Here is a 22,905-nt window from a genome sequence, read left to right on the forward strand (position 1 = left end):
CATAACAATGGCGACAAAACCAATGAAAAACAGCATTAGTTTTCGTCTGCGAGGGCGCTATGCATTGTTTACCGATCCGATTACTAAAATAGGCGGTGAAAAATGCACTTACCATCTGCCAACTTATGAGGCATTAAAGGGCGTTCTAAAATCGATTTACTGGAAGCCAACGCTAACGTGGTATGTTGACAGAGTAAGAGTGATTAAACCACTTCGCACCCAAACAAAAGGCACTAAGCCGCTGAACTGGGGTGGGGGCAATAGCCTGGCTATTTACACCTTTTTGCATGATGTTGAATATCAGGTTGAAGCACATTTCGAGTGGAATGAGCACCGGCCAGAGCTTGAGCAAGACAGAATTGACGGCAAGCATTTTAGTATTGCGACACGGATGCTGGAAAAAGGCGGGCGGCAGGATATCTTTTTGGGTACTCGTGATTGCCAGGCCTACGTTGAGCCATGTGAATTTGGGGAGGGCGATGGTGCTTATGACAATATTGACGAGTTGAGCTTTGGTTTAATGTTTCACGGCTTTGACTACCCTGATGAAACCGGCGTTAATGAATTACATAGCCGGTTTTGGCACGCCACGATGAAACACGGTATTGTTACCTTTCCCCGCCCGGAAGATTGCCAGATCAAACGCTTTGTCCGCGAGATGCAACCAAAAGAATTTGCGCTTGATGTTAATCAACAGGCTGTAGACGAGCTGGAGGCGGCATTATGAGTTGGTTAGCACGGCTATATGAAACTTATGAACAGGCGCAGCAGTTTTCTGTAGATTTACCGCAGGAACAGCAGTTAATGCCGGTTAGCCATACTCCGCAGAACGCTCATATTAATATTGTTATTGACGGCAATGGTGCTTTTCTCAGGGCTTCTGTACTGGAAAAAACACAATTGGTTTTACCAGCGACAGAGCAGTCAGCAGGCAGAGCAAGTGGGTTAGCACCACATGCTCTGGCAGACAAGATTCAGTATGTAGCAGGTGACTATGAGCAATTTGGTGGTTTAAAAAAGGCAGGGTTTGAGCTTTATTTTGAACAACTTAGCGGATGGTGCAATTCTGAGTTCGTTTTACCCGCGATTAGTGCTATCCACAGGTATGTTGGTAAGCGAACTGTTGTTGCTGATCTGCTGCAACATGGCGTACTGCACGCCGAGAACGGTATTTTACTTACAAAGTGGCAATCTTCGGCAGAGGCACCTTTGTTATTCAAAGTTTTACCAAAGGAAGCAGGTTCATTGGATCAAGGCTCTGCATTGGTGTGCTGGACGGTGGAAATGCCTGGCATTGCACAATCAAAAACCTGGCTTGATCCGGCCATTCAGCAAAGCTGGATTAATTTTGACAGCTTAAATGGAGGTGAGCCGGGATTATGCCTGGTAAAAGGTGAGCAAACTGTTTTAGCATCAAATCATCCGGCGAAAATAAGGCACAGTGGCGATAAAGCCAAATTAATTTCTGCCAATGATAGCAGCGGCTTTACCTTTAGAGGCAAATTCACTGACAGCAGCCAGGCTGCGGCAGTTAGTTTTGATGTGACCCAAAAAGCACATAATGCATTGCGCTGGTTACTGGCACGGCAAAGCTTTCGCAATGGCGATCAAGCCTATGTCAGTTGGGCAGTATCGGGCAAAACAATACCGAATCCATTCTTAGATCCCTGGGATCTCTTAAATGCCGAAACCCTACCCGAAAAAGATCACTCGCTCGATCTAGGACAAAGCTATGCGCTAAACCTGAAAAGTCATCTAAAAGGCACAGGTAAGGGGGAGCTGGAGCGCAACGAGAGCATTTGCATTTTAGGGTTGGATTCCGCCACGCCCGGCCGGATGGGAATTATTTACTACCGCGAAACGATAGCAGAAGAATTTTTAAGCTCACTGGAAAAGTGGTACCGGGATTTTGCCTGGCCGCAGCGGCATAAAATAACGCTGAACAGTGAGAATAAAAGTAAAGCTGTCGAGAAAACGATTTGGTCGGCCTGCGCCCCTGCACCTTATAAAATTTGGGATGCCGTTTACGGTGATGTTTTAAAAAGCACTGATTCGCTGAAGAAAAACCTTACCGAGCGCCTGCTACCTTGCATTGTAGAAGGCAGGCCCTTGCCGGTAGATATTGTTACCTATGCCATTAAACGGGCAACCAATCGATTAGCTTACAAAAGTGATGAAACATGGCGCTGGGAGCAAAACCTAGGTATTGCCTGCGCGCTTTATAAAGGCTTTTGCAAACGTACACCTCATATTAAATACCAAAAGGACTATGCCATGGCATTAGATGAATCCAGTACCTCACGGGACTATTTATATGGCCGCTTATTGGCGGTAGCTGAAAATATCGAATCCTATGCGCTTTACAAAGCGGGTGAAAAGCGTAACACCACAGCTGACCGTTTAATGCAACGCTTTGCTGACAGGCCGTTTTCCACCTGGCGCAATTTAGAGCTGGCACTAAAGCCCTATATGCATCGTTTGCAAAATGTTAGCCCCGGCTTTTTGAAGCTACGACAAGACTTGCTGGATAGCATTCAATCAGCTTTCGAAACTACAGAATTTAAATCAGACAAAGCGTTAAGTGGTGAGTTTTTACTGGGTTTTCACTGCCAGCGCTTAGTACTAAACAGTAAAAAAGATGCGGCAGAAACCGCAGATGCAGCAGAATAAGGACAACAGCATGAGCTTACAAAATAAAATCGATTTCGCCATTATTTTTTCAGTAAAAAACGCTAACCCAAATGGCGACCCGTTAAATGGTAACCGGCCACGGACAGATTATGACGGCTTTGGCGAAATTACCGATGTATGCTTAAAGCGCAAAACCCGCGATCGCTTACAAGATGCAGGCCAGGCTATTTTTGTGCAATCGGACGAAAAGAAAACCGATGGTTACCCAAGCCTGCGTGCCAGAGCTGAAGGCGTATTAGGAAAAGAGGCACTTAATGCCAAGAAAACAAAACCTGAAGATGCGGCAAAATTGGCCTGTCAAACTTGGTTTGACGTTCGTGCTTTTGGCCAATTGTTTGCCTTTAAAAGCGAAGAAAAAGACGGCGTATCTATTCCTATCCGTGGCCCAGTTAGCATTCAATCTGCCTTTAGTATTGAGCCGGTAAGCATTACCAGTACGCAAATAACTAAAAGTGTCAGCGGTGATGGTGATGGCAGTAAAAAAGGTTCAGATACAATGGGGATGAAGCATCGGGTTGATAATGCCGTTTACGTAGCTTACGGTGCTATGTCGCCACAACTGGCGGAAAAAACCGGTTTTAGTGATGCTGACGCACAGACGCTGAAATCGATTTTGCCAAAATTATTTGAAGGTGATGCTTCATCCGCCAGGCCAGAGGGGTCTATGACAGTAGAAAAAGTGATCTGGTGGCAGCATAACAGCAAGGCTGGTCAATATTCGTCGGCGAAAGTACACAGATCTTTGAACGTGAATGCTGACGGTAGCTATCAATTAGCAGCGTTGGATAACTTGACAGCTGAAGAAATAGACGGCTTCTAATCTTGCTAAATAACAGAGCCTGCAGCAAACAGGCTCTGAAAACGCTATAGTTAAAGCACATGAACGAAAGTTTGGAGAATGTGGTATGAACCTTCAGGAACTCAGTGCCAGCGAAAAAATTTTACTGGCAGAGCAGTTATGGGATAGCGTGCGTGCCGAGGCTGATGCCAGCGAACTGACCACCGCACAACGTAAAGTATTGGCGCAGCGCTTAGCGGAATTTGAATTGGAGCCGGAGCAAGGCGAAAGTTGGGACAGTGTTAAAGCGCAAATAAGCCAACAATGACCACCCGCTTGGTCATTCGCAAGGCTGCAAAGCAGGATTTACAGCAAGCATTTGACTATTATCAGTTGTGCCTGCCGAATCTTGGGCATGAATTTTTGCTCAGTGTCGATGCTCAAATGCATGCAATTCAGCGCATGCCAAAGCGATACCGCCAGGTGTACGGTGTCATTCGCCGCGCAGTCGTACAACGCTTTCCCTATTACATTTACTTTATTGAAACCGAACAGCTTATCAGTGTGTTAGCGGTGCTACATGCCAGGCGTGCGCCTGCTAGCTGGCAAAGCAGGTAAAATATGATTGATGGCCGCCTTGTTCCCCTCGCAGCGTTACAACACTTTGCTTTTTGCCCCCGCCAGTGTGCATTAATACATAACGAGCAAGTGTGGGCCGATAATTTTCTGACTGCACAAGGCAACTTACTGCACGAGCGGGTAGATGGTGGTGAACCCGAAACCCGCAAGGGCGTGCGGTTTGAACGTGGTGTGCAGGTGGCAGCGCCTAAGCTGGGCGTAACTGGTAAGCTGGATTTAGTGGAGCGTGATTTATCCAGCGGCAAATTATGCCCGGTAGAGTACAAGCGCGGTAAACCCAAACCCGGTGATTGGGATGAAATTCAACTTTGTGCTCAGGCGCTGTGTTTAGAGGAAATGACCGGACAGACGGTGTCAGAGGGCGCTCTCTGGTATCACCAAACCCGGCATCGCCAGGTAATTTCCTTTAGTGTTGAATTGCGTCAGCGTACTTTGCAGGTAATTGCCGAAGTGGCAGCCATGCTGGCGTCGGGTCAAACCCCCAAAGCAGTATATGGCAAGCACTGCCATGCCTGTAGTTTGTATGACTTATGTAATCCTAAACTGCTGCAACAAGATAACAGCCGCAAGTATATAAAAAAACTCTTTGCCACGGATGATTCTGATGAAAAAACTACAGAATAGTTTGTATATCAATACACAGGGCGCTTATTTGCATAAAGAGCGTGAAACCCTGGTTATTGATATCAATAAACAGAAAGTGGCGCAGTTACCTATTCACGGTATAGGGGCTATTTTTTGTTTTGGTAATGTCATGGTTTCGCCGCAAGTTATGGGGTTTTGTGGTGAAAACGCGGTAAATCTGGCATTTTTCACTGAATATGGCCGCTTTCTAGCTCGAATTCAGGGCAAGCAATCCGGCAATGTATTGTTGCGCAGAAGTCAGTATCGCAAAGCGGATGAAGATCCACACTCTATTGCCCGCAATATCGTAGCGGCAAAAATACAGATGCAAAAACAGGTATTGCAGCGCCAGCAGCGTAACCATGGCGTATTGCCTGAATTAACCGCGCAGATAACAGCACTTAACCATATTCTGGATACATTAAATCTGGCAACTAACCTGGATAAAATTCGCGGCTACGAAGGCGATGCAGCCGCGCGGTATTTCTCTGTATTTAATTTATTGCTTACCGGTAGCGCAAAAGACTTTAACTTTAGTGGTCGGGTACGGCGGCCGCCAACTGATCCTATTAATGCCTTGCTATCGTTTATTTATTCAGTATTGAGCAATGATATTAGTGCTGCTTTGCAAGGCGTGGGGCTTGACCCTCAGGTTGGCTTTTTGCATCAGGAACGGCCAGGCAGAGACAGCCTGGCGCTGGATTTGCTGGAGGAGTTCCGTGCTTTTATCGCTGATCGTTTAGTGCTAACCCTACTGAACCGGCAACAACTTAAAGCAACAGATTTTGTCACAGAAGCTGGTGGCGCAGTAAAGCTAAAAGACGACGCCCGCAAACTAGTACTGCAGGAATACCAGAGCCGCAAACAGCAAACCATTAAGCATGCCTTTCTAGGAGAGGATGTTGAAATTGGTTTATTGCCTTATATTCAAGCCATGCTAATGGCGCGGCACCTGCGCGGTGATCTAGCCGAATACCCTCCCTTTTTTAGCAAGTAGCAGGTTAACCCTTATGATGGTATTGATTACCTACGACGTTTCATTTAGCTCAGAAGATGGCAAAACCCGCTTAAGGCGTATCGCTAAAATTTGCCAGGATTACGGTACCCGCGTTCAGTACTCGGTATTTGAGTGTGATATCGATCCTGCGCAGTGGGTAAGGTTAAAAGCCGAGCTTTTAGCCACTTACGATGAGGAAGTTGATAGCTTGCGCTTTTATATTCTGGGTAAGAGCTGGCGCAGCAAAGTAGAGCATCATGGTGCAAAAGCCGCGCTTGATTTATTCGCCGATACACTCATCATCTAGTCGCTAACCCTTAGTGCTCTTTAAAAAGCCGGATCTTTAGCGGCGGGCTTACTAACTGAATTTAAAAGTTAAATGTAAGTCCGTTGTATCTTTAAGTTCGTTATTTGAATAATCTCTGTGGGTTAGCGCTAAATACATTTTAGCGTTAGACTACACCCGCTTTTGCACAAAGGCAGTCGCGCCTCACGCAGGCGCGTGGATTGAAACGACTTTTTTTGCAAAGTCAACATCAACATATCGGGTCGCGCCTCACGCAGGCGCGTGGATTGAAACTGGCTCGCCTGCTGCGCCTAATTACACGGCAATAGGTCGCGCCTCACGCAGGCGCGTGGATTGAAACAGGGCTACAGCGGACGCTCAGATTGACGATTTTGTCGCGCCTCACGCAGGCGCGTGGATTGAAACTGCAACCACTGCGTCAAATTCACATGTCGTTACGTCGCGCCTCACGCAGGCGCGTGGATTGAAACACATTGATCGGCGATGTGCTGATAAGAAGGCCAGGTCGCGCCTCACGCAGGCGCGTGGATTGAAACTCTAAGGTAAGTGATCGTCACGCCTTTAACATCAGGTCGCGCCTCACGCAGGCGCGTGGATTGAAACGAGCCACCACTGCCGACTGTTCAAATGTGCGGTTGTCGCGCCTCACGCAGGCGCGTGGATTGAAACTCCCTAAGCATATCCCTGTTTTTGGGAATATTTGGTCGCGCCTCACGCAGGCGCGTGGATTGAAACACGGGATAACCTGCACGAATATCAGGAGCGCAGTAGTCGCGCCTCACGCAGGCGCGTGGATTGAAACTATCTTTAATTATGGAGCGCAAATGATGAAACAACGTCGCGCCTCACGCAGGCGCGTGGATTGAAACCTTGCGAGCATAAGCCCGGCGCAAAACGTCTTTAGTCGCGCCTCACGCAGGCGCGTGGATTGAAACAGCTTGATAACGCTGCGCTGCGTGTATTTGGAAGGTCGCGCCTCACGCAGGCGCGTGGATTGAAACTCCGCCACGATAGATGTGGATGGAGTTGATACGGTCGCGCCTCACGCAGGCGCGTGGATTGAAACGGTCCAAAAATAAACGGCGCTACTTGGAATCCAAGTCGCGCCTCACGCAGGCGCGTGGATTGAAACTGTTATGGCAGCAGTGACAATCATCTACGCCAATGTCGCGCCTCACGCAGGCGCGTGGATTGAAACCTCAACACTGGGTCGGGCGGTTCCGGCACAGGAGTCGCGCCTCACGCAGGCGCGTGGATTGAAACCCTTTAACCCCTGTGAATCCGTCAGATTGGTACTGGTCGCGCCTCACGCAGGCGCGTGGATTGAAACAGGTATTGCGCATCGAATGCGAGTTGTTCACCAGTGTCGCGCCTCACGCAGGCGCGTGGATTGAAACTTGCTAAATTGCATTATCTTTACCTCAGCTGGCGTCGCGCCTCACGCAGGCGCGTGGATTGAAACTGGTATCGCATTAGCGCAAAAAGCAGCTCTGGCAATGTCGCGCCTCACGCAGGCGCGTGGATTGAAACTTGTGGCTGGCTGCTTACGTACCACATGATCAGCACGTCGCGCCTCACGCAGGCGCGTGGATTGAAACGACCGCTGCAATACCGGTAGTTGGCCCAGCTTTGGGTCGCGCCTCACGCAGGCGCGTGGATTGAAACAAACTGGGTACCCAGGCCAGCACCTGCCAGCACCGTCGCGCCTCACGCAGGCGCGTGGATTGAAACAGGTAGCGCAGCTGGCGCCAGGCATTACTACCCGTGTCGCGCCTCACGCAGGCGCGTGGATTGAAACGACAAAACTAACCCGCTGATTGAAGATATTATGGGTCGCGCCTCACGCAGGCGCGTGGATTGAAACACGTAATCACGAATGATTTCAGCATTGCGGTTATGTCGCGCCTCACGCAGGCGCGTGGATTGAAACCTTGCGAGCATAAGCCCGGCGCAAAACGTCTTTAGTCGCGCCTCACGCAGGCGCGTGGATTGAAACCACGGGCAGGCATCGACTAACTGCGGCTTAAATGGTCGCGCCTCACGCAGGCGCGTGGATTGAAACTTGTTACCCAAGCCATCGCTAAAGCGGTGAACCCGTCGCGCCTCACGCAGGCGCGTGGATTGAAACTTATCGAAATCATCGCGCTCAACAATTGACGCCGGTCGCGCCTCACGCAGGCGCGTGGATTGAAACTGCGAATCAAACGCTTTTTTAGTTGTAGATAAGCGTCGCGCCTCACGCAGGCGCGTGGATTGAAACCCACGTTAAAGCAAGAGTGCCTGTAGCGGTGCCGCGTCGCGCCTCACGCAGGCGCGTGGATTGAAACAGCGTGTGGAGCAAGCCGCTATGGCCAGCCATAAGGTCGCGCCTCACGCAGGCGCGTGGATTGAAACGAGCAAATTATTAACCCGTTTGAGAGAGCACTTGGTCGCGCCTCACGCAGGCGCGTGGATTGAAACGCGAACAGCCAGCACCGTCTTTTGGTCAGCGTGTGTCGCGCCTCACGCAGGCGCGTGGATTGAAACGCCGGGGCATAGGGCGATTATAGTGCCTATCAAGTCGCGCCTCACGCAGGCGCGTGGATTGAAACTTCGGCGTAGATGCCGGCTGGCCAGTACAGCGCGGTCGCGCCTCACGCAGGCGCGTGGATTGAAACCAGATCATAAACGTTTAGAAAACTCTGCTCCTGGGTCGCGCCTCACGCAGGCGCGTGGATTGAAACTGGTAAATGGCGAAACATTGGCAGCTGAAATTAGTCGCGCCTCACGCAGGCGCGTGGATTGAAACGCGAAAGCATTTTACAAAAACAGCTGCAGCGCGTTGTCGCGCCTCACGCAGGCGCGTGGATTGAAACCATGCGGCAGCTCCGAAGGAGCTTGCAAGCGAGGGGTCGCGCCTCACGCAGGCGCGTGGATTGAAACCTTTGCAGGCAAATGGCCTGAAAGTTTCGACTATGTCGCGCCTCACGCAGGCGCGTGGATTGAAACCGTGAGACGTATCACTGCACCAACGTCGCCGAGATGTCGCGCCTCACGCAGGCGCGTGGATTGAAACCCGCAAGGGTATTTCAGCGAGCAACAACTTGCCAGTCGCGCCTCACGCAGGCGCGTGGATTGAAACTTATTCAAGAACTACTCGGTCCGGGATCTTGCGGAGTCGCGCCTCACGCAGGCGCGTGGATTGAAACCATCCCATAGTCACGCAAACCAAAGTATGGCGGGCGTCGCGCCTCACGCAGGCGCGTAGATTGAAACAAAGCCGTTTGCGGCTGTGCTGGCTGCGCTGTTAGTCGCGCCTCACGCAGGCGCGTGGATCGAAACGTTAAAATGCCACGTTACAAAGCCCGATTCGACCCGTCGCGCCTTACGCAGAAATGCAGATTTAAATACGCTGAACTATAAAGGTTACAATCGTGAAGGGTATTACTCCAGATTGTAATTTATTATAGGCGCTTTTGTTCACAACGTACTCTGGATCTGGGGTTAGCGGTAGATAAGATCTAAGGGTATTAATTCGTGGAAGCTATTTTTGGAAACCAGAATAAAAATAAAGCAGCTAATGGCGGGGGTCGAACCCGCATAAACGATCATAACACCGCCGCTTTACCATTAAGAGTACACTAGCTGCCCCAGTAATATAGAATATGGCCAAAAAGAGTGCTACAGCTTTAGTGTAATAATTGAGGAGCTGTGTCACTTCGATGCATCTTTCGCTTGTTCCGGGTTAGCTGATATCGAGGGAATTCGGAACGCTATATTTCAGTGGAAACACGATGAGAATGAAAAGAGTAACGAAGTATTGCCAAAAGCAGCTGCCAAGCAATCCCAGCTTGATAAAAGCTGAGTTTGTTTCCATAAACTCAGAGATCCTTGCTACAGATTCGGGGTTGACAGCCTGGCAGTGCGCAGTTCTTACCTCTCGTTTAGACGATTACAAAAAAGATCCAGAACAAGGTGAAAACTGGGATTCTGTTATCACTGAACTTCGCTGCTACGCAACATAAGCTTAATCCCATCGAATTCGATGGGATTAGAGGTGTAGTAACAAAAAGCAAAGTCATCGAATTCGAGGACTTTAAAGGCTTACTTAAATTGAAAAAATCAGCTGGAGATAAAAATCAGTGGCAAGTTAGTACCCGGAATACCGCTGTCTGCCATTAATACTGAAAGCCAAAGCAGAATAGCCAACAAGCCGCAGTAGGCCAGGATTGTGACTAAGATACCGGTGTCGGTCATAGGCTGCAGGGCTTTATCGCGTTCGTCGGAGTCACTTAATAAGTCGAAAGTGCCGATGATGCACAAAATTAACAATTAAGTTAAGGCGCAAAGGGGAAAAGATAAAGAATTGACAAGATGGAGCGGGTGACGGGAATCGAACCCGTATCTCGAGCTTGGGAAGCTGGCATTCTACCACTGAACTACACCCGCAACGCAGAGCGCTAAGATACGGATTACGCTGCAAGTCGTCAAGCATCATGCACTAACGGCAAAGCAGAATTAGCACTGCGCTCCAATCCAGACTGCGACTATGGAGGCCTATCGGCGCAATTTCAACGCCGCAATAAATACCCAGCATTGGGATCTGAGCTGCAGTGAGTTGTTGTTGTATCAAAACAGCTTCAGCTTTGGAGCCTGTCATACGGCCGGCACAATCGAAATACAGTGCGGCTACAGGTTTGCTTTGCTCTGCGCGCATTTGGGTAAACAAGGCTGTTAGTTGGTTGGTAGCAGCAGCCTGAATACTTTGGCTATTGCGCTGCATTAAATGAACGGTAGTGCCTTCGGCCAGATCTGGTTCAAACAGAATAATGCCCTCGTCGTTGGGCAGAACGCCATTTATCAGTCGGGTGACATAACTAGTGCTGTATAAATTGTGGGTTTGCTCCGGGTATTTAACGCCAAGGGCAAAATCAAGTACCGGCTTTTGATTGCGCCACGATCTGGTACCAATTACTTGGTCCAGCACTGCACAAACGGGTTGTTTATCTAATTCGTAAATAAACTGCCCGAAACTGCGGGTGATAGTAAAGCTACGTGACGTAAAAGGCTCACAGCCATGCATAGCCACTATGTAGGGGCGTAAGTTGCCACTAAATTGCAGTGCCAGAGCTGCATTCTCGGTTAGTTGTCGCTGAAAAAACTGTTTCGTTGGTCCAAATACCAGATCTGCTAATAAACCCGCACCAGCGATAGGTAACTTTGCGGGTAAAGGCTTACGCAGAGCCTTAAGTAGCGGGGGCGAGGGGTTTAATATCGCAGGTTGCTGGGCATTGCCGGCATACCGAATTGAATCATAAAACAGAAGTAGCAGCTTGGCATTATTATTGGGAGCTAACTGTTCTGCCAGTGACGCTCCGGCTGCGCTGGGATCACGGCTTAACTGTTCGGCAAGTGCCGGGAAAAAATCCACATCGGTTGCCGCCAGCGCCATAGCGGCAGCAGCTTGACCGCCACTGACCAGGTGATTGTTAGTGATAACGCCCACGGCAGAGCCGCCGATAATAATGGTGTTGCCGCCACAATATTGCCGCGCGCCATCCAGCAGGCGCTGATAGTCGGTCGCTGCATTGCAAAATAGCAGTAATACGGCAATTTCGGCGATATTAGCCTGCGTTGCAGCGTCCCGGGCTAGTTGAAACCCGGCCGCAAAGGGCACTTTGGCGTCACAGTAAGCCACTCCGGCTTGCATAGAAAAATCCTTTTTTAGCAAATTGCTGCTATTTTAGTCTTGCCGGCGGCCTTTTGTAACTTTATTTTTATATTTTATCCCGATGCAGAAAACGCCCCTGATAATCAAAAAACGCCTCGACCAGTTGCCAGTGCTTTTGCTGCTTCTGCAACAGTAATAGTTGCGGTGGCTTAAAATAGACTGCCAGTGCAGCCAGCTCAGTCGCGTTGGTGAATGCAGGCAGTGGTAAGCCAGGTGCTTTGCTGTGTGGTTTGATAAACACTGCGTAAAGCGCCCGGCGCTGAGCCGCAGTGTCCAGTTTAAACCAGCGATAAAACGGCGTGCCATCCACATCATAATAGGTAACTTTTAGCTGACCTTCTTCGGCACTAAGTTGCATAGCGTCACAGCGAAATAGATGATGATGTTGCTGACTTAACACCTCACGCAGTCGTTTGTCGGGATCAACCAGAACTGATTGGCATTGTCCGCAACTGCGGGCCGCGATGTCGTTCTCGGCACCACAATCCGGGCATTGGCGGCTGCGAAAGCGAAAGTCGCACTGTTGTTGGCTGTCGGCGATTAAACCCTGACAACGGCGGCCGTAGTGTTCGATAATATCGCCATCCTGGTCAGTCAGACCCCAGAATAAGTTAGCAAACCCACAACTGGGGCAGGGTACCTGTACCGGTTTTGCTTTACTATGCGGCTTCGGCGCCCCGACTTCCGGATAAAAGATATCATAGCCATTCGCGGCATAGTCAATGATCAAACATTCGTCTTTACCGGGGGAGAGCCGTAAGCCACGTCCTACCATCTGCTGAAATAAACTGACTGAGGCGGTTGGTCTTAATATCGCAATAAAATCGACATGCGGTGCGTCAAAGCCAGTGGTCAGTACAGCAACGTTTACTAGAAACTTCAGTTGTTGTTGTTTAAACGCCTCTATCAACGCATCCCGCTCAGGATCCGGAGTATCGGCGGTAAGGATGGCGGCGGATTCATCAGCTAACAGTGTCATTATTTCTTTGGCGTGCTTAACGGTAGCCGCGAAAATAATTACTCCGCGGCGGTTAGCGCCTAAGTCGCTGATTTGTTTTACAATTAAGGTGGTGGCACGGCCCATTTTCCCGAGCAGAGAATCGACAGCAGTTGCTGAGTAATCGCCATCCGGTGCCGGTGATAAGGCACTGAAATCGTACTGCGCGCTTAACCCATCTAATAAACGCGGTGGTGTTAAGTACCCTTGTTTGATCAGTGGTCGTAACGGGTAATCAAACACACAGTGTTCAAATGCCGGATTGTCGGTATTACCGATTTTTCCAAAATAGTGGCTACGATAGATCCAGCCACTACCCAGCCGGTAGGGGGTGGCAGTGAGTCCCAGCAGTTTTAGCTGTGGATTAACGTTTTTCAGATGGCTAAGTAGTTGTTGATACTGACTGTTTTCGCTAAGGCTAACCCGATGACATTCGTCGATAATCACCAGTGAAAAAGGCTGGTTGAACAGTGTTTTGTTGGGTGTCGCAGACTGGACACTCGTAACCACGGCTTTTCCGGTGGGATCGCGTTGTTGTAAGCCTGCAGAAAAAATACTGGCGCTCTGACCCAGCTGAGCAACCTTATCTGCATTTTGTGCCACCAGTTCTTTAACATGGGTTAGCACCAATACCCTGCCACGCGCCTGGCGGGCTAACTCGGCAATCACTAAGCTTTTGCCGGCACCCGTTGGCAATACAATAACTGCGGACTCATCACGTTGTTTAAAGTGTGAGATGGCTGCCTGTACCGCTTGTTGTTGATAGTCTCGAAGTTTAATCATGGGGTTGTGATGTTCTGCTCGGACCAGGTAACACTATATTTCTTGATCATTCCGGTTATAGTAACAAGACGTTCCACCGGAGGTGTACATGTTATCTAAAAAACCTTTTGCGCTTAAACTGGAGCAGCGAGTTTTATGGGTTTCTGCGCAAGGTCTTTGGACCACTGCCAATGCCGAGCAGTATGTGCAGGAATTTCGGAACCTGGTCAAACCCATAGTCGCAGCGCCATGGGCATTGGTGCTCGATATTCGCCAGTGGCAGATTTGCCCGGCAGATGTACTCAAGCTTTGTGTGGAAAATACCGAGTGGTGTTACCGGCACCGATTGGCACATGTTGAAACGATTTATGCTGACAACACTATGGTGCTATGGCAGTTTGCCAAGGCAACCGCAGCCAGTAAACCAGAACAGTTGGTTAGCCAGGCTGCTGCAGATGAACAAAGCGCGCGTCAGGCACTGCAGCGTGCTGGCTTTCTTCAGTAAGCCGCCTAGCCGCGAGGCAGCTGAATTTTCTTATCTTCTGACCGCCGGTACAGCACCAGAATTTTACCAATGACTTGTACTTTCTCGGCTTTGCTTTCGCGGATAATCGCATCCATTATCAGGACTTTTTGCTCGCGATCTTCACCTGGAACTTTGATTTTAATCAGTTCATGAAAGTTTAGCGCGCTGTCGATTTCCGCCATTACGCCTTCCGTAAGCCCGTTAGCACCGAGCAAAATAACCGGCTTTAAATCATGGGCTTTGCTTTTTAAGAACTGTTTTTGTTTATTGGTTAAACTCATAAGGTTAGAATATCCGGTAAAAGCTTGAATTATGCCTATTGTAGCGCCATCTAAGGCATAACACTATTTAAGAGTGGTAACATGACCAAGAAAAAACGCTCCGCCAGTTCAACCCGCTGGTTGAAAGAGCATTTTGATGACCATTTTGTGCAAAAAGCGCAAAAGCTTGGTCTAAGATCGCGGGCCTCCTTTAAACTGGAGGAAATCCAGCAGCAGGATAAGTTAATCCGCTCTGGGATGACAGTGGTTGATTTGGGTTCAGCGCCCGGCAGCTGGTCGCAATATGTGGCAGGTCTGGTGGGTCAGCAGGGGACGGTAATTGCCTGTGATATCTTGCCGATGGATCCACTGGCCGGTGTGGCATTTTTACAGGGCGATTTTCGCGAAGAGGCGGTTTTACATGCGCTACTGAGCCGGATCGGCGGTAAAAACGTAGATGTGGTACTATCAGATATGGCGCCGAATATGAGTGGCAATGATACCACTGACCAGGCGCGATCCATTTATCTGGTGGAACTGGCGCTGGATATGTGCCATAAAGTGTTGAAGCAAAATGGCAGCTTTGTGGTCAAAGTATTTCAGGGCGATGGCTTTGAACAGTTCCTGAAAGACGTTAGAGCAGTATTTAATACGGTAAAAATACGTAAGCCCGAATCGTCACGTGCCCGTTCACGTGAGACATATATCGTGGCGACCGGCTTCAAACTTTAGTAAAGTGGGCCGGTATTTCGATTTCTAGTTAATGATGAGGTTATAACCTTGAGCGACATGGCAAAAAATCTGATTGTCTGGTTAATCATCGCTGTGGTGCTGATGTCAGTATTCAACAGCTTTAGCCCGAACGAAAATGCGGATCGCCAGACGAGCTATACCCAGTTTGTCAGGGAAGTAAACCAGGGCCTGATCCGCGAAGTAAAGATTGAGCGCAGCGGCGTGATCACTGGTGTGAAACGCAGTGGTGAACGTTTTGAAACCGTGTTGCCGGTTAATGATCCCAAGTTGATGGATGACCTGATCAATAACGACGTACGGGTGCTGGGTGCTAAGCCGGAAGAAACCAGCTGGCTGGCCACCATCTTTATCTCCTGGTTCCCAATGTTACTGCTGATCGGCGTCTGGATTTTCTTTATGCGCCAGATGCAGGGCGGTGGCGGCAAGGGCGCGATGTCTTTTGGTAAGAGCAAAGCCCGCCTGATGAGCGAAGATCAAATTAAAACCACCTTTGCTGACGTTGCCGGTTGTGACGAAGCGAAGGAGGAAGTATCTGAGCTGGTGGATTACCTGCGTGACCCATCGCGTTTCCAGAAACTGGGCGGCAAAATTCCAAAAGGCATTCTGATGGTTGGCCCACCGGGTACCGGTAAAACTTTGCTAGCCAAGGCGATTGCCGGCGAAGCCAAGGTGCCGTTTTTCACAATTTCGGGTTCAGACTTTGTAGAAATGTTCGTCGGTGTTGGTGCCTCACGGGTACGCGACATGTTCGAGCAAGCCAAAAAAGCCGCGCCTTGTATCATCTTTATCGATGAAATTGATGCGGTTGGCCGCCAGCGTGGCGCCGGTTTAGGTGGTGGTCATGACGAGCGTGAGCAAACCTTGAACCAGATGCTGGTTGAGATGGACGGCTTCGATGGTAACGAAGGTATTATCATTATCGCTGCCACCAACCGTCCGGACGTGCTGGATGCCGCCTTGTTACGGCCAGGCCGGTTCGACCGTCAGGTGGTAGTAGGCCTGCCAGATGTGCGTGGCCGCGAACAAATTCTGAAAGTGCATATGCGCAAAGTGCCACTGGCTGAAGATGTAAAAGCCAGTGTGATTGCCCGCGGTACACCGGGTTTCTCTGGCGCAGATTTAGCTAACCTGGTAAACGAAGCGGCACTGTTTGCAGCCCGCGGCAACCGCCGTGTGGTTAGTATGGAAGAGTTCGAGCGCGCCAAAGATAAAATTATGATGGGCACCGAGCGCCGCTCTATGGTGATGACCGACGCTGAGAAAGAAATGACGGCCTATCATGAGGCGGGGCATGCCATCGTGGGTTACCTGGTGCCGGAGCATGATCCGGTACACAAAGTCACTATTATCCCGCGTGGTCGGGCGCTGGGTGTCACCTTCTTCCTGCCAGAGCAAGACGCCATCAGCGTGAGCCGTCGTAAACTGGAGAGTAAGATTTCCGTCGCCTACGGTGGCCGTTTAGCCGAAGAGATGATTTATGGTACCGATGCCGTGTCAACCGGTGCGTCGCAAGATATTAAATATGCGACCTCGATTGCCCGTAACATGGTGACCCAGTGGGGCTTCTCTGAGAAATTAGGACCGCTGTTGTATGCCGAAGAAGAAGGCGAGGTTTTCCTGGGGCGCAGCATGGCGAAAGCTAAGCATATGTCTGACGAGACAGCATCAATCATCGATTCGGAAATCAAAGCCATTATTGATCGCAACTACGATCGGGCGAAGGAGCTGTTGGAACAGAATATGGATATTCTGCACTCGATGAAAGATGCACTGATGTTGTATGAAACCATTGATTCCCGTCAGATTAAAGAATTAATGGAGCGCCGCCCGGTCAGCCAACCTGAGAACTGGGAACCGCGCGACAAGGGGTCAAAGGATGATGGCGATAGCACTGCCAAATCAGATAAGCCGGCACCAACGGTGACGGATAAACCCTCTGAGGGCAATGTGCACTAAAGCTGTTGCTGATGCTACTCAAACCCCGGTTTACCGGGGTTTGTCGTTTAATAAGCAGATCGTTCGACTAAGGTTTTTTGCATGCGTTTAGTTTTGCCTCGCCAGCGTGAGCTGGATTTAAGCCGCCCCCAGGTGATGGGGATATTGAATGTTACCCCGGACTCTTTCTCTGATGGCGGTAAACATCAGCAGCTAGAGCAGGCGGTCGCAGCCGCAGCCCAAATGTTACAGGATGGCGCCACTATTCTGGATATCGGCGGTGAATCAACCCGGCCGGGCGCTGCTGAGGTGAGTCTGGAGCAGGAATTAGAGCGGGTGCTCCCGGTGATTAGCGCGCTGCGCAGCCGCTTTGATTGTGTGATTTCGATTGATACCAGTAAGGCGGCTGTGATGTCAGCCGCGGTTCAGGCTGGCGCCGATATCATTAACGATGTAAGAGCCTTACAGGAAGATGGCGCCCTGGCAACCGCCGCTGCGCTGCAGGTACCGGTTTGCCTGATGCATATGCAGGGTGCGCCACGTACTATGCAACAGGCGCCGGACTATCAGGATGTGGTGCAGCAAGTGTTGGCATTTTTATTACAACGGGCGCTTGACTGCCAACAAGCGGGCATAGCGGCAACACAAATAATTCTGGACCCCGGCTTTGGCTTCGGTAAGAATCTGACGCATAACTATCAGCTGTTAGCAGCGATGGATAAATTTGTGCAAAGTGGTTATCCGGTACTCGCCGGAATGTCACGCAAATCTATGATAGGTCAATTATTGGATGTCCCGGTAACTGAACGTCTGGCGGGAAGTCTGGCGTGTGCGACTCTGGCGGCTTATGCCGGCGCGCAGATTATCCGGGTGCATGATGTAAAAGCTACGGTGCAGGCTGTGCGGGTGGCCGCCGCTGCACGTTATGGAGTTTAAGGAATGAGCAGAAAATATTTTGGTACTGATGGTGTGCGTGGCCGGGTTGGTGATTTTCCGATCACGCCGGAATTCGCGATGAAGCTGGGCTGGGCTGCCGGTCGGGTACTATCAGAACGGGGTACCCGTAAAGTGCTGATTGGTAAAGATACCCGGATTTCCGGTTATTTGCTGGAAACGGCGCTGGAGGCGGGTTTAATCGCCGCGGGTATCGATGTACGGCTGTTAGGTCCGATGCCAACACCGGCAGTAGCGTACTTAACCCGTACCTTCAGAGCCGAAGCGGGTATCGTGATTAGTGCATCGCATAACCCTTACTATGATAACGGCATTAAATTCTTTTCTGCCGATGGTACTAAGTTACCAGATGAGGTTGAGTTAGCGATTGAGCATGAGCTGGAACAGCCGATGCTCTGTGAACCTTCAGAGAAACTGGGTAAAGCCGAGCGGATTAATGACGCCTCCGGCCGTTATATCGAGTTTTGTAAAAGCCATTTAAGCAATCACCTGTCACTAAACGGACTGAAGATCGTGATCGATTGTGCGCATGGTGCGACCTATCATATCGCCCCTTCCGTATTTAAAGAGCTGGGCGCTGAGGTGATTGCCATTGGTTGCAAGCCGGATGGCCTGAATATCAATGATAAGTGTGGTGCAACCCATACTGACCTGTTGCGTGATACGGTGCTGGCGCAAGGCGCTGATCTGGGTATTGCTTATGATGGCGACGGGGATCGGGTGATGATGGTCGATCAGCAAGGCCGGGTGCTGGACGGTGATGAAATTGTCTATATCATTGCCCGCGCCGCTAAAGAAGCCGGCACCTTACAAGGTGGTGTAGTGGGTACCCTGATGAGCAATATGGGGCTGGAACTGGCGTTAGCCCGGCTGGATATTCCCTTTGCCCGCAGTGCCGTCGGCGATCGCTATGTTATGGAGCTGCTGCGGGAAAAGAACTGGCGCATCGGTGGCGAGAACTCCGGTCATGTGTTGAACCTGGATTATACCTGCACCGGCGACGGCATTATTGCCTCCTTGCAGGTGCTGAATGCGATGCTGAGCAGTGGTAAAACCCTCTCTGAGTTATGTGCCGATATGCGCAAACTGCCGCAGGTACTGGTTAATGTGAAATTTGCCAAAGGCTCAGCACCGCTGGATAAGCAAAATGTGAAGCAAAGTATCAGTGAAGTGGAGCGGGCATTAGCCGGTACCGGCCGGGTGCTGATCCGCAAGTCCGGTACCGAGCCACTGATCCGGGTTATGGTGGAAGGCGAGGACGAAACGCTGGTGCGGCAATACGCCGAACAGATTGCTGCAGCAGTAAAAATTGCCAGCTGAAGCTGCTAAAAATTGTGCAACTGAGCGTTTTAAACCCTGAAAAGCTTGTCCTTAGCGGCAAGCTTGGTTACTATCGGCGCGTTTTAGCAAAGGATACGCATAATGGCGCTTAAACCTCTGATCGCGGCCAACTGGAAGATGAATGGTAATCTAGCATTGGTTGCGGCAGTAACAGATGCTCTGTCCGCACTGACGGTTGATGCCGATCTGCTGGTTTGTCCGCCGGCGACCCTGTTAATGGCTTTCCCGGCGCAGCGTAACTTTATGTTAGGTGGCCAGGATATTAGCGTTGCTGAAGCGGGAGCTTATACCGGTCAGCTCAGTGGCGCTCTGCTACAAGAGGCTGGTGCCAGTTATTGCTTAGTCGGGCATTCCGAGCGTCGGCAATACCAGTTTGAATCAGACCAGTTGGTGGCAGAAAAACTGGCCTCGGCAATTCGCCAGGGGTTAACTCCGATACTCTGTATTGGCGAGACGTTGACTGAGCGACAGCAAGAAAAAACCGAACAGGTTCTTGCGAAACAGTTAGCTGCGGTGTATGCTTCGCAGCCCGAATTGCTGAGCAAATCCGTGGTCGCTTATGAACCGGTTTGGGCCATTGGTACCGGGGAGTCGGCCACGCCGGAGCAAGCGCAACAGACGCATGCTTTTATCCGGGCTGAGCTTGGGCGTTACGACGCCGTAGCTGCGATGCAGCTTAGAATTTTATATGGTGGTAGTGTGAACGCAGAGAACTGCGCTGCGTTATTTGCACAACCCGATATTAATGGTGCTTTAGTTGGCGGAGCCAGCTTAAAGCCGGATGAATTTGTCCAGATTTGCCTGAGTGCAAAGGATTAAATATGTACGAGATTTTTATCGTGTTATATCTGCTGGTTGCCCTAGCCTTGATCGGCCTGGTGTTGATCCAGCATGGTAAAGGTGCCAGCATGGGCGCTGCCTTTGGTGCCGGCGCGTCAGCGACGGTGTTCGGTTCTTCCGGTACCGGTAATTTCCTGACTAAAACCACGACTGTGCTGGCTACACTGTTTTTCGTGCTGAGTATTGTGCTGGGTAATTATACCGCCAAACAAAGCAAGCCAGACGACGGTTCTGAGTTCTTCCGCTCTGTGCCGGTTTCGACCGAGCAGGCTCCTGCCAAGAAAGATGACGAGAACGACATCCCGGTAGGCAACTAGTTTTCAAGCCTAAGTTTTCAAGCCGAGGTGGTGAAATTGGTAGACACGCTATCTTGAGGGGGTAGTGTCTTCGGACGTGCGGGTTCAAGTCCCGCTCTCGGCACCAAATTAACGCAAGCATGCCTTGCGGACATAGTTCAGGCACGTTATAATGTGCGCCAGTTACGGACGCGGGATGGAGCAGCCTGGTAGCTCGTCGGGCTCATAACCCGAAGGTCGTCGGTTCAAATCCGGCTCCCGCAACCAACTTGATTGTGAGAAGTGATTATAGAAAGCGCCTTCGGGCTCCTCTTTATAACCACGGGGCGAAGGTCGAAATCCGGCTAGCGCAACCAAATTTAAAACATTAATCATTGGCGATATGGTTAGTGTCTGGATACTGATTCGCCCCGCTCGTTCGGGGCGTTTTCGCATCTGGAGTCCGTGTTTTAAGTAGTAATGGGCGCTTCGCCCATTTTTTATTTGTGTTTCGGAGGTCTTTTTTGGCTAAACAAGAACAGCAACTAACTGAGCTGCTGACACCGACTGTGGAAGCAGCCGGTTATCAATTATGGGGTATCGAGCTGGTCCGTGCTGGCCGCCATACCACCTTACGGATCTTTATCGACAAAGCAGATGGCGTCAATGTAGACGACTGCGCCATTGTCAGTCGTGAAGTCAGTGCTCTGCTGGATGTTGAAGATCCTATTCCTACTGAATACACGCTGGAAGTGTCTTCACCGGGTTTAGATCGACCGTTATTTACCGAAGCACAGTTCGCACTCTATGTCGGGCAAAAGATCGAGGTGAAACTGACAGTCCCTCAGGAAGGCCGACGCAAATTCAAAGGCATACTGACAGCGCTCGATGGCGATATGTTGGTAATGGAAGTAGATGGCAAACCCTTTAGTTTGCTTGTCGATAACATTGATAAAGCAAACGTGGTGCCGGTATTTTAACCGGCCCGGGTAGCATCAGAACGAGGCATAGACCATGGCAAAAGAAATATTATTAGTTGTTGATGCGGTGTCGAACGAAAAATCCGTGCCGCGGGAAAAGATTTTCCAGGCGCTGGAATTCGCATTAGCCGCTGCCACTAAGAAGAAAAACGAAGGCGATATCGAAGTTCGCGTTAGCATTGATCGTAAGACGGGCTCTTATGAGACCTTTCGCCGTTGGGAAGTCGTTGCCGATGATGCGGTGATGGAGCATCCGTACCGTGAAATCACGCTATCTGCCGCACAATATGACGAACCCAATCTGAAAATTGGCGATTTTGTTGAAGAGCAAATTCCATCTATTGAATTTGACCGCATTACCACGCAAATGGCGAAGCAGGTTATCGTGCAAAAAGTCCGCGAAGCTGAGCGGTCTCAAGTGGTTGAAGCCTATCTGGATCAAGTGGGTGAGTTAGTCACTGGCGTGGTGAAAAAAGTTAACCGCGACAGCATTATTGTTGATCTGGGTAACAATGCTGAAGCCATGTTACCACGCGAAGAGATGTTACCACGCGAAACTTACCGGCCGGGCGATCGCTTGCGTGCCTTACTGTTTGATGTAAAACCAGAAGCCCGGGGTGCACAGTTATTTTTAAGCCGTGCCAAGCCAGAAATGCTGATGGAACTGTTCCGCATTGAAGTGCCGGAAATTGGCGAGGAAATGATTGAGCTGCGTGGTGCAGCCCGCGACCCGGGTTCACGGGCGAAGATTGCGGTGAAGAGCAATGACCGCCGCATCGACCCTGTGGGTGCTTGTGTTGGTATGCGTGGTTCACGGGTGCAGGCTGTGTCTAATGAACTGGGTGGCGAGCGGGTTGATATCGTGTTGTATGACGACAACGATGCCCAGTTTGTAATCAACGCCATGGCACCGGCCGAAGTGGCCTCCATTATTGTTGATGAAGACGCCCACTCGATGGATATCGCGGTTGAGGATTCTAACCTGGCGATGGCAATTGGCCGTAACGGTCAGAACGTGCGTCTTGCCAGTCAGTTAACCGGTTGGGAACTGAACGTGATGTCAGTTTCTGATATGAAGAAAAAGCACCAGGAAGAGACCGAGAAAGTTCGCCAGCAGTTTATGGATGCGCTGGAAATTGACGAAGACTTTGCTGACGTGCTGGTTGACGAAGGTTTCTCAACGCTGGAAGAAATTGCTTATGTACCGATCAGCGAATTACTGTCAATTGATGGTTTAGACGAAGACACCGTCGAGGTGTTACGTAGCCGTGCCAAAGATGTATTAACCACTCGCGCCCTGGCCAATGAAGAATCACTGGAAGGTGCTAAGCCGTCAGAGGCGTTACTGGCACTGGAAGGTTTAGATACCCATACTGCTTATGTTATCGCCAGCAAAGGTGTCACCACGCTGGATGACCTGGCAGAATTAGGAACCGACGATTTGTTAGAAATTGTAGAAATGCCTGAAGAAAAAGCTGCAGCCCTGATTATGGCTGCCCGTAATATCGTCTGGTTTAATGAAAGTAACTAAGTAGT

At 50.1% G+C, this 22,905-nt stretch carries 21 protein-coding genes, 4 tRNA genes and 1 CRISPR repeat array; of the genes, 20 read left to right on the plus strand and 5 right to left on the minus strand.

Translation table 11 applies throughout. The features are described from left to right. The first annotated feature begins 22 nt into the window (after nt 1-22). The 8 genes from cas5c (at nt 23) to cas2 (ending at nt 6,036) form a co-directional block, all read left to right on the plus strand. Nucleotides 23-727, plus strand: coding sequence for a type I-C CRISPR-associated protein Cas5c (gene cas5c / locus A9165_RS12535; RefSeq protein WP_065956155.1), 705 nt, complete (start codon nt 23-25; stop codon nt 725-727). After that, entirely contained in the window at nt 724-2,670 is a 1,947-nt protein-coding gene (gene cas8c, locus A9165_RS12540; protein ID WP_065956130.1) for a type I-C CRISPR-associated protein Cas8c/Csd1, read from the plus strand. The genes cas5c and cas8c overlap by 4 nt, the downstream gene beginning before the upstream one ends. Further along, entirely contained in the window at nt 2,657-3,511 is an 855-nt protein-coding gene (cas7c, locus tag A9165_RS12545; RefSeq protein ID WP_218060740.1) for a type I-C CRISPR-associated protein Cas7/Csd2, read from the plus strand. The genes cas8c and cas7c overlap by 14 nt, the downstream gene beginning before the upstream one ends. An 85-nt stretch (nt 3,512-3,596) precedes the next feature. After that, on the plus strand, nt 3,597-3,797 hold the full coding sequence (locus A9165_RS12550) for an addiction module protein (protein ID WP_065956131.1): 201 nt from the start codon (nt 3,597-3,599) through the stop codon (nt 3,795-3,797). Next, nucleotides 3,794-4,087: a type II toxin-antitoxin system RelE/ParE family toxin gene (locus tag A9165_RS12555; protein ID WP_065956132.1), complete on the plus strand. Its 294-nt coding sequence runs from the start codon at nt 3,794-3,796 to the stop codon at nt 4,085-4,087. Before A9165_RS12550 ends, A9165_RS12555 begins: the two co-directional genes overlap by 4 nt. Before the next feature lie 3 nt (nt 4,088-4,090). After that, entirely contained in the window at nt 4,091-4,732 is a 642-nt protein-coding gene (gene cas4 / locus A9165_RS12560; RefSeq protein ID WP_065956133.1) for a CRISPR-associated protein Cas4, read from the plus strand. Then, nucleotides 4,713-5,729 carry a type I-C CRISPR-associated endonuclease Cas1c gene (gene cas1c, locus A9165_RS12565; protein WP_065956157.1) on the plus strand — a complete coding sequence of 339 codons (1,017 nt, stop codon included), beginning with the start codon at nt 4,713-4,715 and terminating at the stop codon, nt 5,727-5,729. Before cas4 ends, cas1c begins: the two co-directional genes overlap by 20 nt. Nucleotides 5,730-5,742: 13 nt before the next feature. Further along, complete coding sequence (gene cas2, locus A9165_RS12570) at nt 5,743-6,036, plus strand: CRISPR-associated endonuclease Cas2 (protein WP_065956134.1); 294 nt, start codon at nt 5,743-5,745, stop codon at nt 6,034-6,036. Between the two features lie 175 nt (nt 6,037-6,211). Continuing rightward, nucleotides 6,212-9,357: a CRISPR direct-repeat array (repeat unit 32 nt; unit sequence GTCGCGCCTCACGCAGGCGCGTGGATTGAAAC). A gap of 233 nt (nt 9,358-9,590) precedes the next feature. Here the strand turns inward: cas2 and A9165_RS16930 are convergent. Continuing rightward, nucleotides 9,591-9,661: transfer RNA gene (locus tag A9165_RS16930), tRNA-OTHER, on the minus strand. A gap of 154 nt (nt 9,662-9,815) precedes the next feature. Here A9165_RS16930 and A9165_RS16805 point away from each other — a divergent pair. Beyond that, a complete protein-coding gene (locus A9165_RS16805) occupies nt 9,816-10,040 on the plus strand; it encodes an addiction module protein (protein WP_169313975.1) in 225 nt (74 codons plus the stop codon). A gap of 350 nt (nt 10,041-10,390) precedes the next feature. Here A9165_RS16805 and A9165_RS12580 read toward each other — a convergent pair. From A9165_RS12580 to A9165_RS12590, 3 genes are all read right to left on the minus strand, one after another. Next, nucleotides 10,391-10,464: transfer RNA gene (locus A9165_RS12580), tRNA-Gly, on the minus strand. 52 nt (nt 10,465-10,516) lie between these two features. Beyond that, a complete protein-coding gene (locus A9165_RS12585; protein WP_065956136.1) occupies nt 10,517-11,725 on the minus strand; it encodes an FIST signal transduction protein in 1,209 nt (402 codons plus the stop codon). A gap of 67 nt (nt 11,726-11,792) precedes the next feature. Beyond that, the gene (locus A9165_RS12590) at nt 11,793-13,526 is read right to left on the minus strand and encodes a DEAD/DEAH box helicase (protein ID WP_065956137.1); all 1,734 of its coding nucleotides are present in this window, start codon (nt 13,524-13,526) and stop codon (nt 11,793-11,795) included. Nucleotides 13,527-13,614: 88 nt separating this feature from the next. Between A9165_RS12590 and A9165_RS12595 the strand changes: the two genes are divergently transcribed. After that, nucleotides 13,615-14,010: a hypothetical protein gene (locus A9165_RS12595; RefSeq protein ID WP_008608770.1), complete on the plus strand. Its 396-nt coding sequence runs from the start codon at nt 13,615-13,617 to the stop codon at nt 14,008-14,010. Nucleotides 14,011-14,015: 5 nt separating this feature from the next. Here the strand turns inward: A9165_RS12595 and yhbY are convergent, their stop codons facing one another. After that, nucleotides 14,016-14,312 carry a ribosome assembly RNA-binding protein YhbY gene (yhbY, locus tag A9165_RS12600; RefSeq protein ID WP_065956138.1) on the minus strand — a complete coding sequence of 99 codons (297 nt, stop codon included), beginning with the start codon at nt 14,310-14,312 and terminating at the stop codon, nt 14,016-14,018. Nucleotides 14,313-14,393: 81 nt separating this feature from the next. On the opposite strand from yhbY, the gene rlmE reads away from it, so the two are divergent. From rlmE to nusA, 10 genes are all read left to right on the plus strand, one after another. Next, nucleotides 14,394-15,023 carry a 23S rRNA (uridine(2552)-2'-O)-methyltransferase RlmE gene (rlmE, locus tag A9165_RS12605; RefSeq protein ID WP_065956139.1) on the plus strand — a complete coding sequence of 210 codons (630 nt, stop codon included), beginning with the start codon at nt 14,394-14,396 and terminating at the stop codon, nt 15,021-15,023. Nucleotides 15,024-15,071: 48 nt separating this feature from the next. Continuing rightward, a complete protein-coding gene (gene ftsH / locus A9165_RS12610) occupies nt 15,072-17,000 on the plus strand; it encodes an ATP-dependent zinc metalloprotease FtsH (protein WP_083216284.1) in 1,929 nt (642 codons plus the stop codon). A gap of 81 nt (nt 17,001-17,081) precedes the next feature. Then, a complete protein-coding gene (gene folP / locus A9165_RS12615; RefSeq protein ID WP_065956140.1) occupies nt 17,082-17,915 on the plus strand; it encodes a dihydropteroate synthase in 834 nt (277 codons plus the stop codon). A 3-nt stretch (nt 17,916-17,918) separates the two neighbouring features. Continuing rightward, nucleotides 17,919-19,253 (plus strand): phosphoglucosamine mutase, encoded by a 1,335-nt coding sequence (glmM, locus tag A9165_RS12620; RefSeq protein WP_065956141.1) that lies wholly within the window; start codon nt 17,919-17,921, stop codon nt 19,251-19,253. Between the two features lie 102 nt (nt 19,254-19,355). Then, nucleotides 19,356-20,093 carry a triose-phosphate isomerase gene (gene tpiA, locus A9165_RS12625; protein ID WP_065956142.1) on the plus strand — a complete coding sequence of 246 codons (738 nt, stop codon included), beginning with the start codon at nt 19,356-19,358 and terminating at the stop codon, nt 20,091-20,093. A gap of 2 nt (nt 20,094-20,095) precedes the next feature. Further along, nucleotides 20,096-20,431: a preprotein translocase subunit SecG gene (gene secG, locus A9165_RS12630; protein WP_065956143.1), complete on the plus strand. Its 336-nt coding sequence runs from the start codon at nt 20,096-20,098 to the stop codon at nt 20,429-20,431. 21 nt (nt 20,432-20,452) lie between these two features. Further along, nucleotides 20,453-20,537, plus strand: a tRNA-Leu gene (locus tag A9165_RS12635). 63 nt (nt 20,538-20,600) lie between these two features. Continuing rightward, nucleotides 20,601-20,677, plus strand: a tRNA-Met gene (locus A9165_RS12640). Between the two features lie 236 nt (nt 20,678-20,913). After that, a complete protein-coding gene (gene rimP, locus A9165_RS12645) occupies nt 20,914-21,369 on the plus strand; it encodes a ribosome maturation factor RimP (protein ID WP_008608757.1) in 456 nt (151 codons plus the stop codon). A gap of 34 nt (nt 21,370-21,403) precedes the next feature. Continuing rightward, nucleotides 21,404-22,900, plus strand: a complete 1,497-nt coding sequence (gene nusA / locus A9165_RS12650) for a transcription termination factor NusA (RefSeq protein WP_065956144.1) — start codon at nt 21,404-21,406, stop codon at nt 22,898-22,900. The last annotated feature ends 5 nt before the right edge of the window (nt 22,901-22,905 follow it).

The organism is Alishewanella sp. HH-ZS (assembly GCF_001704375.1).
In the GTDB taxonomy this organism is placed as follows: Bacteria; Pseudomonadota; Gammaproteobacteria; order Enterobacterales; family Alteromonadaceae; genus Alishewanella; species Alishewanella aestuarii.